The sequence below is a fragment of the Kitasatospora sp. NPDC007106 genome (assembly GCF_040634455.1).
In the GTDB taxonomy this organism is placed as follows: domain Bacteria; phylum Actinomycetota; class Actinomycetes; order Streptomycetales; family Streptomycetaceae; genus Kitasatospora; species Kitasatospora arboriphila.
Genome location: NZ_JBEYFP010000115.1, coordinates 1 through 13,770, shown reverse-complemented (window position 1 = coordinate 13,770; position 13,770 = coordinate 1). Strand labels below are relative to the sequence as shown.

Here is a 13,770-nt window from a genome sequence, read left to right as displayed (position 1 = left end):
TCGGCGGTCAGCCCTCGGCGGGCGCCCCGGCCGCCTCGGCCGTCGGGGCGGGGGCGCGGCCGCCGACGAGCTTGGTGCCGAGCCGGTCGAGGCCGACCACGACGACCGCGAGGACGACGAACTCGACGGTCAGCTGGCCGATCTGGCCGGCCACCCAGCCGTAGCCGTCGGTGGTGGGGTCGAGGAAGAAGTAGGGGTACTTCAGCGGGAAGGACGGGAAGAGGATCGCCCGGGCCTCGGTGACCAGCGCGTAGCCGAGCGGGAAGGCCAGCCAGAGCGGGATGTCCTTCCAGCGGGAGGCGTTGCGGGGCTTCAGCAGCAGCCAGTCGGCGACGACCATCAGCGGCGTCGTGTAGTGCAGGAAGAAGCTGGACCAGTGCTGCAGCCGGTCGGGGCCGGAGACCAGGCCGGGCAGCGGGCTCTCGCCGTGCTGGAGCAGGATGTGCGAGACCAGGCCGGTGATCACGATGTACAGCGTGGCGGCGCCGCGCAGCCGGGGCGCGGGCGCGTCGACGGTGTTGCGCTTGACCATCCAGTACACGGCGGAGATGAAGTAGCCGAGCACGATGACGTTGCTCTCGAGGGTGAAGTACACCAGCGAGCTGTTGCTGAGGACCAGCCCCAGGCCGGCCGAGAGCACGATGGCCAGCCGCCACCAGAGGGCGGGCTTGGTCCGGACTGTCATGGGTTCACCAGTTCTCGTCGGAGTGCGGACGCGGCCCGACGCCGGACGGATGGGTCGGAGGCAGGCCGGTCGCCGCACTCTACCCGCCGGTAGGGAAGCTGTGGAAGCTGCCTGCCGGCGTCCCCGCACGGCGGTTGTCCTGCGGAGATGCGGAGCGGGCCGGCGCCCGAGGGGGAGCCGGCCCGCCGTTCGTGCGGGGATCAGGCGGTGGTGCAGACCGTCCCGTTCAGGGTGAACGAGGCGGGCACCGGGTTGCTCGTGCCCCAACTGCCGTTGAAGCCGAACCCGTAGGACGCGCCGGGGGCGAGGCTGGTCGCCCAGGACGGGTTGGCCGCGGTCACGGCCGATCCGGACTGGGTGAACACCGCGCTCCAGCCCTGGGTGACCTGCTGGCCGGCACCGAACTGCCAGCCGACCTGCCACGGGCCGATCGCCGAGGTGCCCTTGTTGGTCACGGTGACGTCGGCGGTGAAGCCGCCCGTCCACTGGTTGGCGATCCGGTACGCGACGGTGCAGCCGCCCGGCAGCGGCGAGGAGCTGGGCGGGGCGGACGGCGAGGGCGAGGCCGACGAGGACGGGGAGCCGGAGCCGGAACCGGAACCGGACGGCGACGGGCTGGCCGTGGAGCCGCCGAAGGCCGCGGCCACCGCCGCCCAGGCGGGCTTGGCCTGCAGGTTCTCGTCGTACAGGGTGGCCGCGCCGTAGCCGGAGAAGACGCCCGGCACCCAGGAGTCGGCGTCGTCCAGGCCCCAGACGGTCACGCCGACGCAGCGGGCGACGGCCCGGCAGGCGGTGATCACCTTGCGGTAGTCCTCGGCCTGCGAGGCGAGGGTGGTGGCGTTGGACGGCGTCTGCATCCGGACGTCCAGCTCGGTGATCGCGACGTCCACGCCCAGGTCGGCGAAGCGCTGCAGGTTGGCCTTGAGGTCGGACGGCACCTGGCCGAGGACCAGGTGCGCCTGGAAGCCGACGCCGTCGATCGGAACGCCCTGCTGCTTCAGCGACTTGACGAGGTCGTAGAGCGCGGTGCTCTTCGCGTTGACGCCCTCGATGCTGTAGTCGTTGATGTACAGCTTGGCGGCCGGGTCGGCCTGGTGCGCCCAGGTCAGCGAGTCGGCGATCCAGCCGTCGCCGAGGTTGTCCTGCCAGATGCTGCTGCGGCGGGTGCCGTTGTCGTTGAAGGCCTCGTTGACGACGTCCCAGGCGTAGACCTTCCCGGCGTAGCGGCCGGCCTCGGTGGCGATGTGCTGCTGCAGCAGGGTGCGCAACTGGGCGGCACCGAAGCCGCCGTTGGTGATCCAGCCGGGTACCTGGCTGTGCCAGGCGAGGGTGTGGCCGCGGACGACCTGGCCGTTCGCCCGGGCGAAGGCGACCAGCCGGTCGGCGGCGGCCCAGTTGAGGTTGCCCTGGCTCGGTTCGACGGCGTCCCACTTCATCGCGTTCTCGGCCGTGACGGAGTTGAACTGCCCCGACACGAGCGAGCTGTAGGCGGTGGAGCCGGTGAGGCGGTTGTCCGCGACGGCGACGCCGATCTGGCGGCCGTCCGCCGATGCGAGGGTCCGCAACGGGGTGTCGGCGCCGTGGGCGCTGAGCGTGGACAACGGGAGGAGCACGGCGGCCAGCAGGGCGGCGAGGATCGCGACCAGGCTGCTGCGGCGCGGAGTGGAGGCCACGGGGGCGTCCCTTCTGCGTGAAGTGTGTACCCGGGGTACTGCGACACGCAGAGTGCCCGGAGGGGTCGGTGGTGCCTCCGAGGGTTGGTGCCGACGCTACGGGTGGGGCGCGGGCACGTCAACGGGTCCGGCGCGGTTGCGCCGGACCCGTGGGGTGGCCGCCGGCCTCCGGGGCCGGCGAGCGGGTCAGAAGGTCAGCCGGGTGGACTCGTGGGTGCGGGTCTCGATGCCGGCGGCGGCCTTGTCGATGAGCTGGTGCGCGAGGTTGGAGCAGGCGCGCGCCGCGGCGAGCTCCTCGCCGATCGTGGAGTCGGGGGAGTCGTCGGGGTTGCGGCGGGCGATGCCGATGCCGCGCACGCCGGGCGCGCTGAACCCGCTGAGCGAGGCGGTGCAGCTCGTCCGGCTCTCGTCCTCCTCGAAGTTCAGGTCGACGATCCAGTGGTTGTGCATGCGGATCACCTTCTCGGACGGCGGTCGTCAGCCCCAGAATCCGCCTGCCGGGCGAGCCGTGCAAGCGTGGCGCGGGCGCAGCGGGCCGGGTGGGGGCGGACCCTTGTTACCGGCGGGTCACATGTCTATCATCGCGACTGTGACAGCTGAACTGTCAAACAAGGGAGAACGGCCGTGACCGAACCCGTCGGCCCCGCCGCCCACGGCCCGCTGGCCGGCGTCCGCGTGGTCGAACTCGCCGGCCTCGGGCCCGGCCCGTTCGCCGCCATGCTGCTCGCCGACCTCGGCGCCGACGTGGTGCGCGTCGACCGCCCCGGCCCGCCTCCGCTCGGCCCCGCGCCCGCCCTCGACCTCACCAACCGCAACAAGCGCTCCGTCCTGGTCGACCTCAAGGCACCGGACGGCCCCGCCGCCGTGCTCGACCTCGTCGCCCGCGCCGACCTGCTGATCGAGGGCTACCGCCCCGGCGTCGCCGAACGCCTCGGCGTCGGCCCCGCCCACTGCCTCGCCCGCAACCCCGCCCTCGTCTACGGCCGGATGACCGGATGGGGCCAGGACGGCCCGCTCGCCGACCGGGCCGGCCACGACATCGGCTACATCGCCACCGCCGGCGTGCTCGGCCTGGTCGCCGGCGAACCCGGCGGCCCGCCCGGCGTCCCCGCCAACCTGCTCGGCGACTACGCCGGCGGCTCGCTCTACCTGGCCGTCGGCCTGCTCGCCGCCCTGCACCACGCCCGCACCACCGGCACCGGCCAGGTCGTCGACGCCGCCATCGTCGACGGCTCCGCCCACCTCACCAGCATGCTCTGGGGCCTCAAGGCGGCCGGCCACTGGCACGACACCCGCGGCGCCAACCTGCTCGACGGCGGCGCCCCCTACTACGCGCTCTACCGCACCGCCGACGGCGGGCACATGGCCGTCGGCGCGCTGGAGCCGCAGTTCTACGCCGAGTTCGCCCGGCTGCTCGGCCTCGGCGCGGACGCCCCCGGGCAGCACGACCTCGCCCGCTGGCCCGAACTGCGCACCCTGATCGCCGACCGCTTCGCCACCCGCACCCGGGCCGACTGGACGGCCGTCTTCGAGGGCACCGACGCCTGCACCGCCCCCGTCCTCACCCTCGACGAGGCCGCCGACCACCCCCAGCTCAAGGCCCGCGGCACCTACGCCGAGCAGGACGGCGTCGTCCAGCCGGCTCCGGCCCCCCGGTTCTCCGCCACCCCCGGCGCGCTGCGCCGCCCGCCCGCCCTGCCGGGCGCGCACACCGCGGAGGTCGCCCGCGACTGGGACGTCCCCGCCCTCGCCGGCCGTCCGGACGGGCAGCCGCAGGAACGACCGCAGCAGCGGCCTCCGCAGCCGCCGCAGTCCCGCACCGACCGTCCACACCACTGAGGAGCAGCAGGTGCAGCGCGAGATCTACACCGAGGAGCACGAGGCCTTCCGGGAGACCGTCCGGGCGTTCCTCGCCAAGGAGGTGCTGCCGCACCAGGAACGCTGGGAGCAGGCCGGCATCGTCGACCGGGAGGCCTGGCTCGCCGCCGGCCGGCACGGGCTGCTCGGCCTCGCCGTCCCCGAGGAGTACGGCGGCGGCGGCACCCCCGACTTCCGCTTCCCGGCCGTCCTCGCCGAGGAGTTCACCCGGGCCGGGGTGAGCGGGCTGGCGCTCGGCCTGCACAACGACATCATCGGCCCGTACCTGACCTCGCTGGCGACCGAGGAGCAGAAGGGCCGCTGGCTGCCCGGCTTCTGCAGCGGCGACATCGTCACCGCGATCGCGATGACCGAGCCCGGTGCCGGCTCCGACCTGCAGGGCATCCGTACCACCGCCGTCGACCGGGGCGACCACTACCTCCTCAACGGCAGCAAGACCTTCATCTCCAACGGGATCATCTCCGACCTGGTGATCGTGGTGGCCCGCACCACCCCCGAGGGCGGCGCGCACGGGCTGAGCCTGCTGGTCGTCGAGCGCGGCATGCCGGGCTTCCGGCGCGGCCGCAACCTCGACAAGATCGGCCAGAAGTCCCAGGACACCGCCGAGCTGTTCTTCGACGACGTCCGCGTCCCCAAGGAGAACCTGCTCGGCGAGCTCAACGGGGGCTTCGTCCACCTGATGCAGAACCTCGCACAGGAGCGCCTGACCATCGCGGTCTCCGCGATCGCCGGCGCCGAGCACCTGCTGGAGCTGACCACCCGCTACGTCCAGCAGCGGACCGCCTTCGGCAAGCCGCTCGCCAAGCTGCAGCACGTCCGCTTCGAGGTCGCCGAACTCGCCACCGAGTGCGCCGTCACCCGGACCTTCGTCGACCGCTGCATCACCGAGCACAACCGGTACGCGCTCACCCCGGTCGACGCCTCGATGGCGAAGTGGTGGGCCACCGAACTGCAGAAGCGCACCGCCGACCGCTGCCTGCAACTGCACGGCGGCTACGGCTACATGACGGAATACCCGGTGGCGAAGGCGTTCACCGACGGCCGCATCCAGACGATCTACGGCGGCACCACCGAGATCATGAAAGAGATCATCGGCCGCTCCCTCCTCGGCTGACCGCCCGGTCACCTACCCCCGAAAGGCACTCACCGTGACCACTGAAGCGTTCGTCTACGACGCGATCCGCACCCCGCGCGGGCGCGGCAAGGCCAACGGCTCCCTGCACGGCACCAAGCCGATCGACCTGGTGGTCGGCCTGATCCACGAGCTCCAGGCCCGCTTCCCGACCCTGGACCCGGCCGCGATCGACGACATCGTGCTCGGCGTGGTCAGCCCGATCGGCGACCAGGGCTCCGACATCGCCCGGATCGCCGCCATCGCGGCCGGCCTGCCCGACACCGTCGCCGGAGTCCAGGAGAACCGCTTCTGCGCCTCCGGCCTGGAGGCCGTCAACCTGGCCGCCGCCAAGGTCCGTTCGGGCTGGGAGGACCTCATCCTGGCCGGCGGCGTCGAGTCGATGTCCCGGGTCAAGATGGGCTCCGACGGCGGCGCCTGGGCGATGGACCCGATGACCGCGTACGAGACGGGCTTCGTCCCGCAGGGCATCGGCGCCGACCTGATCGCCACCGTCGAGGGCCTCAGCCGCACCGACGTGGACGCCTTCGCCGCCGAGTCGCAGGCCCGTGCCGCCAAGGCCCAGGCCGACGGCCACTTCGACCGCTCGGTGGTGCCCGTCCGCGACCGCAACGGCCTGATCGTGCTGGACCGCGACGAGTTCATCCGCCCCGGCACCACCGTCGAGACGCTGGCCGGCCTCAAGCCCTCCTTCGCCGGCATCGGCGAGGCCGGCGGATTCGACGCCGTCGCCCTGCAGAAGTACCACTGGGTGGAGAAGATCGACCACGTCCACCACGCCGGCAACTCCTCCGGCATCGTCGACGGCGCCGCCCTGGTCGCGATCGGCTCCCGCGAGATCGGCGAGCGCTACGGACTCACCCCGCGCGCCCGGATCGTCTCCGCCGCCGTCTCCGGCTCCGAGCCCACCATCATGCTCACCGGCCCCGCCCCCGCCACCCGCAAGGCCCTCGCCAAGGCCGGGCTCACCGCGGACGACATCGACCTGGTCGAGATCAACGAGGCCTTCGCCGCCGTCGCCCTGCGCTTCATGCGCGAACTCGGCTTCGGCCACGAGAAGGTCAACGTCAACGGCGGCGCCATTGCCCTCGGCCACCCGCTCGGAGCCACCGGCGCCATGCTCATCGGCACCCTCGTCGACGAACTGGAGCGCCGCGACCTCCGCTACGGCCTGGCCACCCTCTGCGTGGGCGGCGGCATGGGTGTCGCCACCGTGATCGAGCGCATCTGACCACCCCCTCCCCGCCACTCCCTGGAGAGACTTCCCCATGACTGCAGCATCCGCCATCCGCTGGGAGCAGGACCAGGACGGCGTGGTCACCCTCGTCCTCGACGACCCCGCCCAGTCCGTCAACACCATGAACGCCGCCTTCACCGAGGCGCTCGACGAGACCGTCGCCCGGCTGAAGGCCGCCGACGACGTGCGCGGCGTCATCGTCACCTCCGCCAAGAAGACCTTCTTCGCCGGCGGCGACCTCCACCTGCTCTCCTCCGTCGGGCCCGACCAGGCCGCCGAGACCTTCGAGCACGGCATGCGGATCAAGCGCGCCCTGCGCGCCCTGGAGACCCTCGGCAAGCCCGTCGTCGCCGCGATCAACGGCGCCGCCCTCGGCGGCGGCCTGGAGATCGCCCTCGCCTGCCACCACCGCATCGCCCTGGACACCCCGGCCACCAAGATCGGCCTGCCCGAGGTCACCCTCGGCCTGCTGCCAGGCGGCGGCGGAGTCGTCCGCACCGTGCGGCTGCTCGGCATCACCGACGCCCTGCTCAAGGTCCTGCTGCAGGGCCAGCAGTACCGCCCGGCGCAGGCCCTGCAGCACGGCCTGGTCGACGAACTCGCCGCCACCCCCGAGGAGATGCTCGCCAAGGCCCGCGCCTTCGTCGACGCCCACCCGGAGTCCGTGCAGCGCTTCGACGTCAAGGGCTACCGGATCCCCGGCGGCACCCCGGCCAGCCCCGCGCTCGCCGCCAACCTGCCCGCCTTCCCGGCCAACCTGCGCAAGCAGCTGGCCGGCGCGCCCTACCCTGCGCCGCGCAACATCCTCGCCGCGGCTGTGGAGAGCGCCCAGGTCGACGTCGACACCGCGATGGCCATCGAGGCCCGGTACTTCACCGAGCTGGTCTGCGGCCAGACCGCCAAGAACATGATCCAGGCCTTCTTCTTCGACATGCAGGCCGTCAACTCCGGTGCCGGCCGCCCCAAGGGCGTCCCCGCCCGGAAGGTCGAGAAGGTCGCCGTGCTCGGCGCCGGCATGATGGGCGCCGGCATCGCGTACTCCTGCGCCAAGGCCGGCATCGAGGTCCTCCTCAAGGACGTCACCGTCGAGGCCGCCGAACGCGGCAAGGCCTACTCCGCCGCGCTGCTCGACAAGGCGGTCGCCCGCGGCCGCAGCACCGAGGCCGAGCGCGCCGAGTTCCTCGCCCGTATCACCCCGACCGCCGAGGCCGCCGACCTGGCCGGCTGCGACGCCGTCATCGAGGCCGTGTTCGAGAACCCCGAGCTCAAGCACAAGGTCTTCCAGGAGGTCCAGGACGTCGTCGCCCCCGACGCCCTGCTCTGCTCCAACACCTCCACCCTGCCGATCGGGCTGCTCGCCGAAGGCGTCGACCGCACCGCCGACTTCATCGGCCTGCACTTCTTCTCGCCGGTCGACAAGATGCCGCTGGTCGAGATCATCCGCGGCCCGCAGACCGGCGACGAGGCGCTCGCCCGCGCCTTCGACCTCGTCCGGCAGATCCGCAAGACGCCGATCGTGGTCAACGACTCCCGCGGGTTCTTCACCTCCCGGGTGATCGGACAGTTCATCAACGAGGGCGTGGCGATGGTCGGCGAGGGCCTCGACCCGGTCTCCGTCGAGCAGGCCGCCGCCCAGGCCGGCTACCCGGCCAAGGTGCTCTCCCTGATGGACGAGCTCACCCTGACCCTGCCCCGCAAGATCCGGGGCGAGTCCCGGCGGGCCGTCGAGGAGGCCGGCGGCAGCTGGCAGCCGCACCCCGCCGACACCGTCATCGACCGCATGGTCGACGAGTTCGGCCGCGAGGGCCGCAGCGGCGGCGCCGGCTTCTACGAGTACGAGAACGGGCAGCGCGCCCGGATCTGGCCCGGCCTGCGCGAGCACTTCACGCAGCCCGGCAAGGAGATCCCGTTCGAGGACATGAAGGAGCGGATGCTCTTCGCCGAGGCCCTGGACTCCGTCCGCTGCCTGGAGGAGTCCGTCCTCACCTCGGTCGCCGACGCCAACATCGGCTCCATCCTCGGCATCGGCTTCCCCGCCTGGACGGGCGGCGTCCTCCAGTACATCAACGGCTACCCCGGCGGCCTCGCCGGATTCGCCGCCCGCGCCCGCGAGTTGGCCGCCGCCTACGGCGACCGCTTCACCCCGCCCGCCCTCCTGGACGCGATGGCCGCCGACGGCCGCACCTTCCGGGACTGACACCCGCGACACCTGCGACACCCGCGCCGCCCCCGCCCACCCCGGGCGGGGGCGGCGCCCGTGCGTAGGCTTCCTCCGTGAACGACTTCGTACCCGGCCTGTGGACACCCGGCCTGCGGATCAGGCCCGGCGGGCCGGGCGACGCGCCGGCCGTCCTCGGGATGCTGGACTCGGCCGTGCGCTGGATGAACGAACGCGGCAACACCGGGCAGTGGGGCACCGTCCCGTACTCGCAGCGGCCCGGCGGGCCGGACCGCGTCGAGCGGTACACCACCGAGAACGAGCCCTACATCGCCGAGTACGACGGCACGCCCGTCGGCGCCCTCGTCCTCGACTCCGGGCCCAGCCCGCAGCTGCCGATCGCCCCGGCCGGCGAACCCGAGCGCTACGTCCGGCTGTTGGTCTCCGACCGCCGGCACGCCGGTCTCGGCATCGGCGCGGCGCTGCTGGCCCACGCCGCCGAGGAGACCCGGCGGGCCGGCGCCGCGCTGCTGCGGGTCGACTGCTGGGCGGGCGGCGGCGGTGCACTGGTCGCCTTCTACGAGCGCAACGGATTCACCCCCACCGACCGCTTCCTGGAAGGGACCTGGCCCGGACAGGTGCTCGCCCGCCGGCTCGGCCGGGCGGCCCCGACCGGCGCCTCGGAGGACCCGTTGCCCCCGGCGTCGGTGGGCACGGCTAGCCTGGACCGGTAGTGATCATCCGGACGAGGGGGACGGAATGGGTCGGCTGACCTGGCAGGAAACGGCGGCGTACCGGGCGAGGCTCCGTGGCTGCCTGCTCGGCGGCGCGATCGGCGACGCCCTCGGCAACCCGATCGAGATGAAGTCCATGGTCACCGTCGAGGCGGAGCACGGACCGACCGGCATCACCGGACTCGTCCCGGACCGCGAGGGCGTGATCGGCCGGATCACCGACGACACCCAGATGACCCTCTTCTCCGCCGAGGGCTGGATGCAGGGCTACCGCCGCATCCAGACCAAGGGCCTCGGCGGCGCCGAGACCGCCATGGTCAAGGACGCCTACCTGCGCTGGCAGGAGACCCAGCGGCACCCCGGCCCGCTGCCCCACGAGGGACTCCGGCACCGCTGGGGCAACCTGCGCGAGCAGCAGTGGCTGTACGCCCGCCGCGCCCCCGGCCGCGCCTGCGAGTTCGGCCTCCAGGAGGACCACACCCCCGACGCGCACGCCCCGGTCGACGGCAGCCCGGGCCCGGTGAACCCGGACTCCAAGGGCTGCGGCTCCGTCATGCGCTCCGCCCCCTTCGGCTTCACCGGCGCGGGCATCGGCGGCGACGGCGACCGGTGGGCCTTCGAACTCGCCGCCCGCTGCTCCCGGATCACCCACGGCCACCCGACCGCCCAGCTCGCCTCCGGCGCCTTCGCCGCCATGATCAGCCGCCTGGTCGACGGGGTGTCACTGCCGGACGCCGTCCAGAACGCCATGGAGCTGCTCACCCGCTACCCCAACCACGAGGAGACGCACGCCGCACTGCAGCGGGCCGTCGCCCTCGCCGAGGCCGGCCCGGCCACCCCGCGCGCGGTGGAGAGCCTCGGCGGCGGCTGGACGGCCGAGGAGGCGCTCGCCATCGGCGTGTACGCCGCCCTCGCCCGCACCGAGTTCTGGAAGGACCGCACCCCGATCGAGTCGGCCCTGCTGCTGGCGGTCAACCACTCCGGCGACAGCGACTCCACCGGCTCGATCTGCGGCAACCTGCTCGGCGCCCACCACGGCGACGCCATGCTGCCGCCGGACTGGCTCGCCCGGATCGAGGGCCGCGCGGCGATCGCCGTCGTCGCCGACGACTTCGCCGCGGTCGTCCACCCGGGCGAGAAGCGCCCCTGGGTCTACTCGGCCTGAAGGGCGGCGTTTCCGCGGCACGAGGGCATCCACAAGGTGCCCCCGTGCCCCCATGGGCTGCCCGTACGCCTGTTAGAAGACCCGCGCTAGCGCGGGCCTTCGGCGGGCCGGGAGAGGCGGTAGACGACGCTCGGGCGGAGCGGGCTGCCTTCGGGGGCGTACGGGTCGTCGAAGTCCTCGGAGGGGTCACGGACCATGCCGAGGCGCTGCATCACCGCCTGCGAGCGGTGGTTGGCGGCGGTGGTGACGGCGAGGACCTCGGGCAGGCCGAGGGTGTCGAAGGCGAAGTCGAGGCAGGCCCGGCCGGCCTCGGTGGCGTAGCCGTGGCCCCAGGCGCCGCGGGCGAGCCGCCAGCCGACCTCGACCCCGGTGAAGGGCATGTCCTCGTCCACGTCGTCGAGCCCGCCGAAGCCGAGGAACTCGCCGGTGGCGGTCGACTCCACCGCCCACCAGCCGTAGCCGCGCCGCGCCAGGTCGGCGCGGAAGGCGGCCACTCCGGCGTCGCACTGCTCGCGGGTGAGCAGCTCCCCGAGGTGTTCGCGCACCGCGGGGTCGGCGTTCATCGCCGCCCAGGGGGCGAGGTCGGACTCCCGCCAGGGGCGCAGGGTCAGGCGTGCGGTGTGCAGTTCGGTCATGGCCCGAGCCAACCCCGGGCGGCCCGCCGTGTCGACCGGGTTTCCCGGGGCCGGACGCTAGTCGGGGCTGCCGGTCAGCTCCTCGGCGAGCGAGCGCTGGAAGGCGGTGACGATCGCCTGCACCACCAGGGGCTGGATGCGGTCGGTGAGGCTCTTCATCCGGTCCAGGTCGGCCGGGGCGGGGGCGCTCTCCCGGTAGGGCTTCCACACGGTGTCGCGGAAGAGCCGGTGCAGGTCGTGTGCGGTGGCCTGGCTGTGCAGCCGGACGACGGCGCGGGCCGCCAGCAGGGTCTCCAGCGGGATCGGCACGTCCAGGATCCGCACGCCGAGCGGCAGCAGCCCGGGGTCGGTCTTGAAGACGTCGGGGTCCTCGGTGCGGTGCAGGGCGCCCATGGCGGCGAGCCGGTCCAGGTCGGCGTCGGAGGGGTCGCGGCCGATCCGCCGGGCGAGTTGCTCGCGGTCGGTCTCCTCGGCGGCCTCGGGCGTCCAGGAGGCGACCAGGGCGCGGTGGATGGCGAGGTCCAGCGAGCCGATGTCCTCGGGGAGTTGGGCGAGGTAGCGTTCGATCGCGGCCAGTGTGAGGCCCTGCCGCTGGAGTTCCTCGATGAGTTCCAGCCGGCCGAGGTGCTCCGGCCCGTACAGGCCGACCCGGCGCGGGCCGAGCTCGGGCGGCGGGAGCAGGCCCTTGGCGGCGTAGAAGCGCAGCGTGCGGACGGTCACCCCGGCCCGGGCCGCCAGTTCGTCGACGGTGAGCTGCGGTGTGCCTGCTGTCATCCGGTGCAACCTCTTCCGCCCGTTCGCCCCGCCGGGTGCGGCAGTCCTGCTGTGACAGCACCAGTGTGACAGTGCCGCGACCTGCCGGTCCACCGCGTCCGCCCGGCCGGCGGCAGTTCGTTCCGCGTGCTTCGATGCGGCACCCGCACGCATCGGCCGGCACGGCCTAGGCTGGCGGTCATGAGCCCTTCGATCGCCACCAACACCCGGGTGGAGCTGGCCGAGTTGCTGGACTTCGTCCGTCCGCGCCACCGGGCGCTGCTGCTCACCCGCCGTGCCGACGGCACCCCGCAGGCCTCCCCGCTGACCTGCGGGGTGGACGACTCCGGCCGGATCGTGATCTCCACGTACCCCGAGCGGGCGAAGACCCGCAACGCCCGGCGGGACTCCGCGGTCAGCGTGGTGGTGCTCTCCGACGAGTGGGACGGCCCCTGGGTGCAGGTGGACGGCGAGGCCGAGGTGCTGGACGGTCAGGAGGCCGTGGAGCCGCTGGTGGAGTACTACCGGAACATCGCCGGTGAGCACCCGGACTGGGACGAGTACCGGGAGGCGATGCGCCGGCAGGGCAAGTCGCTGATCCGGATCACCCCGCGTCGCTGGGGCCCGGTCGCCACCGGCGGCTTCCCGGCCCGCCTGGTGCAGGACCGGTAGGAGACCGTCCGGACTGCCGGAGAGCCGGAGAGCCGGAGAGCCCGAGGGGCCGGTGCCGGGACGTTCCTCGGCACCGGCCCCTCGGGCCGACGGGTGCACCCCTGCGGTCAGGCCTGCGAGCGGCGGCGGGCCGCGACCAGGGCGGCGGCACCGAGCGCGACGGCCGTGCCACCGGCCGCGGCGATGCCGGCGAGCGGCGCGTCGGTGCCGGTGGAGGCCAGCCGGTCGGCGCCGGTGGTCGCCCCGGTGGTGGTCGTCCAGGCGGCGGTCGTGCCGGTGGTGGCCGTGGTGGTCCCGGCGGTGGCGGAGGCCGGGGTGACGGTGCTGCCGCCCTTGCCCTGCGTGCCGGTGCCGCCCTGGCCCGTGGTGCCCTGACCGGTGGTGGTCCGGCCGGCCGCGGCCTTGTCCTTGGCCTCCGCCTCGGGCAGACCGGTGGTCAGGAAGGCCCTGAGGGCCTCGGGGGTGTTGGCGGCCAGCGCGGCGAGGGCGGCCTTCCGCACCTCGGGGCCGCCGGTCTCGGCGAGCTGGGAGACCCTGAGCCGGTCGTCGGCGGCCCGGATCGAGGGCAGGTCGGCGAGGAACTTCAGCACGTCCGCGTCGGTGCCGTGCATCGCCTTCTCGGCGGCCTCGCGGAGGATCCGGCCGATGCCCTTCTCGCCGAGGATCCGGGCCACCTTGATCCGGTTGTCGTCGGCGATGATCTTCTTCAGCTCGACGGTGAGGAAGTGCTCGATCTCGGCGTCGGTGCCGCTCATCGCCTTCTGGGCGGCCTCGCGCAGGTACTGGCTGTTGTTCTGGTCGGCGATCAGCTGGACCAGCCGGACCCGGTTGTCCTGCGCCCGCAGCCGCGGGTAGTCGACGGTGAGGAAGTGCTCGACGTCGGCGTCGGTGCCGCTCATCGCCTTCTGGGCGGCCTCGCGCACGCCGCGTCCGGTGGTCGGGTCGGCGATCAGCTGCATCACCCGGACCCGGTTGTCCTGCGCCCGCAGCCGCGGGTAGTCGACGGTGAGGAAGTGCCGGCGGTCCTGCGGCGTTCCGGCGAGCGCCT

The 13,770-nt window shown here is 73.4% G+C and carries 13 protein-coding genes; 7 read left to right on the top strand and 6 right to left on the bottom strand.

The genetic code is table 11. From position 1 onward, the window contains the following. Positions 1 to 7: 7 nt before the first annotated feature. The 3 genes from ABZ641_RS13340 to ABZ641_RS13330 all read right to left on the bottom strand — a co-directional run bounded on the left by ABZ641_RS13340 (position 8) and on the right by ABZ641_RS13330 (position 2,808). Positions 8 to 685: a Pr6Pr family membrane protein gene (locus tag ABZ641_RS13340; protein WP_344626046.1), complete on the bottom strand. Its 678-nt coding sequence runs from the start codon at positions 683 to 685 to the stop codon at positions 8 to 10. A gap of 200 nt (positions 686 to 885) precedes the next feature. After that, positions 886 to 2,358, bottom strand: a complete 1,473-nt coding sequence (locus ABZ641_RS13335) for an endo-1,4-beta-xylanase (protein ID WP_359981491.1) — start codon at positions 2,356 to 2,358, stop codon at positions 886 to 888. A 186-nt stretch (positions 2,359 to 2,544) separates the two neighbouring features. Next, positions 2,545 to 2,808, bottom strand: coding sequence for a DUF1876 domain-containing protein (locus ABZ641_RS13330; protein WP_263106073.1), 264 nt, complete (start codon positions 2,806 to 2,808; stop codon positions 2,545 to 2,547). Positions 2,809 to 2,982: 174 nt separating this feature from the next. On the opposite strand from ABZ641_RS13330, the gene ABZ641_RS13325 reads away from it, so the two are divergent. The 6 genes from ABZ641_RS13325 (at position 2,983) to ABZ641_RS13300 (ending at position 10,662) form a co-directional block, all read left to right on the top strand. Then, positions 2,983 to 4,197, top strand: coding sequence for a CaiB/BaiF CoA-transferase family protein (locus ABZ641_RS13325; RefSeq protein ID WP_359981488.1), 1,215 nt, complete (start codon positions 2,983 to 2,985; stop codon positions 4,195 to 4,197). A 10-nt stretch (positions 4,198 to 4,207) separates the two neighbouring features. Next, positions 4,208 to 5,350, top strand: coding sequence for an acyl-CoA dehydrogenase family protein (locus ABZ641_RS13320; RefSeq protein WP_344626043.1), 1,143 nt, complete (start codon positions 4,208 to 4,210; stop codon positions 5,348 to 5,350). 34 nt (positions 5,351 to 5,384) lie between these two features. Continuing rightward, positions 5,385 to 6,599, top strand: a complete 1,215-nt coding sequence (locus tag ABZ641_RS13315) for an acetyl-CoA C-acetyltransferase (RefSeq protein WP_344626042.1) — start codon at positions 5,385 to 5,387, stop codon at positions 6,597 to 6,599. Between the two features lie 37 nt (positions 6,600 to 6,636). Beyond that, entirely contained in the window at positions 6,637 to 8,802 is a 2,166-nt protein-coding gene (locus ABZ641_RS13310) for a 3-hydroxyacyl-CoA dehydrogenase NAD-binding domain-containing protein (protein WP_359981485.1), read from the top strand. Positions 8,803 to 8,963: 161 nt separating this feature from the next. Continuing rightward, on the top strand, positions 8,964 to 9,497 hold the full coding sequence (locus ABZ641_RS13305; RefSeq protein WP_359981494.1) for a GNAT family N-acetyltransferase: 534 nt from the start codon (positions 8,964 to 8,966) through the stop codon (positions 9,495 to 9,497). A gap of 25 nt (positions 9,498 to 9,522) precedes the next feature. Further along, positions 9,523 to 10,662, top strand: a complete 1,140-nt coding sequence (locus tag ABZ641_RS13300) for an ADP-ribosylglycohydrolase family protein (RefSeq protein WP_344626037.1) — start codon at positions 9,523 to 9,525, stop codon at positions 10,660 to 10,662. Between the two features lie 86 nt (positions 10,663 to 10,748). Here the strand turns inward: ABZ641_RS13300 and ABZ641_RS13295 are convergent, their stop codons facing one another. Further along, complete coding sequence (locus ABZ641_RS13295; protein WP_359981482.1) at positions 10,749 to 11,297, bottom strand: GNAT family N-acetyltransferase; 549 nt, start codon at positions 11,295 to 11,297, stop codon at positions 10,749 to 10,751. Positions 11,298 to 11,354: 57 nt separating this feature from the next. Continuing rightward, the gene (locus tag ABZ641_RS13290; RefSeq protein ID WP_359981479.1) at positions 11,355 to 12,071 is read right to left on the bottom strand and encodes a MerR family transcriptional regulator; all 717 of its coding nucleotides are present in this window, start codon (positions 12,069 to 12,071) and stop codon (positions 11,355 to 11,357) included. 180 nt (positions 12,072 to 12,251) lie between these two features. Between ABZ641_RS13290 and ABZ641_RS13285 the strand changes: the two genes are divergently transcribed. Further along, positions 12,252 to 12,722 (top strand): PPOX class F420-dependent oxidoreductase, encoded by a 471-nt coding sequence (locus ABZ641_RS13285; RefSeq protein ID WP_359981476.1) that lies wholly within the window; start codon positions 12,252 to 12,254, stop codon positions 12,720 to 12,722. A 107-nt stretch (positions 12,723 to 12,829) separates the two neighbouring features. Here ABZ641_RS13285 and ABZ641_RS13280 read toward each other — a convergent pair. Further along, positions 12,830 to 13,770, bottom strand: a 941-nt coding sequence (locus ABZ641_RS13280; protein ID WP_359981473.1) for an ALF repeat-containing protein, incomplete at its 5' end; no start/stop codon positions are given.

Excerpts from the sequence above, each read along its gene's own strand:
- ABZ641_RS13330 (WP_263106073.1), bottom strand. The coding sequence starts at position 2,808 with ATGCACAACCACTGGATCGTCGACCTGAACTTCGAGGAGGACGAGAGC.
- ABZ641_RS13290 (WP_359981479.1), bottom strand. The coding sequence starts at position 12,071 with ATGACAGCAGGCACACCGCAGCTCACCGTCGACGAACTGGCGGCCCGG.
- ABZ641_RS13305 (WP_359981494.1), top strand. The coding sequence starts at position 8,964 with ATGCTGGACTCGGCCGTGCGCTGGATGAACGAACGCGGCAACACCGGG.
- ABZ641_RS13300 (WP_344626037.1), top strand. The coding sequence starts at position 9,523 with ATGGGTCGGCTGACCTGGCAGGAAACGGCGGCGTACCGGGCGAGGCTC.
- ABZ641_RS13340 (WP_344626046.1), bottom strand. The coding sequence starts at position 685 with ATGACAGTCCGGACCAAGCCCGCCCTCTGGTGGCGGCTGGCCATCGTG.
- ABZ641_RS13285 (WP_359981476.1), top strand. The coding sequence starts at position 12,252 with ATGAGCCCTTCGATCGCCACCAACACCCGGGTGGAGCTGGCCGAGTTG.
- ABZ641_RS13310 (WP_359981485.1), top strand. The coding sequence starts at position 6,637 with ATGACTGCAGCATCCGCCATCCGCTGGGAGCAGGACCAGGACGGCGTG.
- ABZ641_RS13295 (WP_359981482.1), bottom strand. The coding sequence starts at position 11,297 with ATGACCGAACTGCACACCGCACGCCTGACCCTGCGCCCCTGGCGGGAG.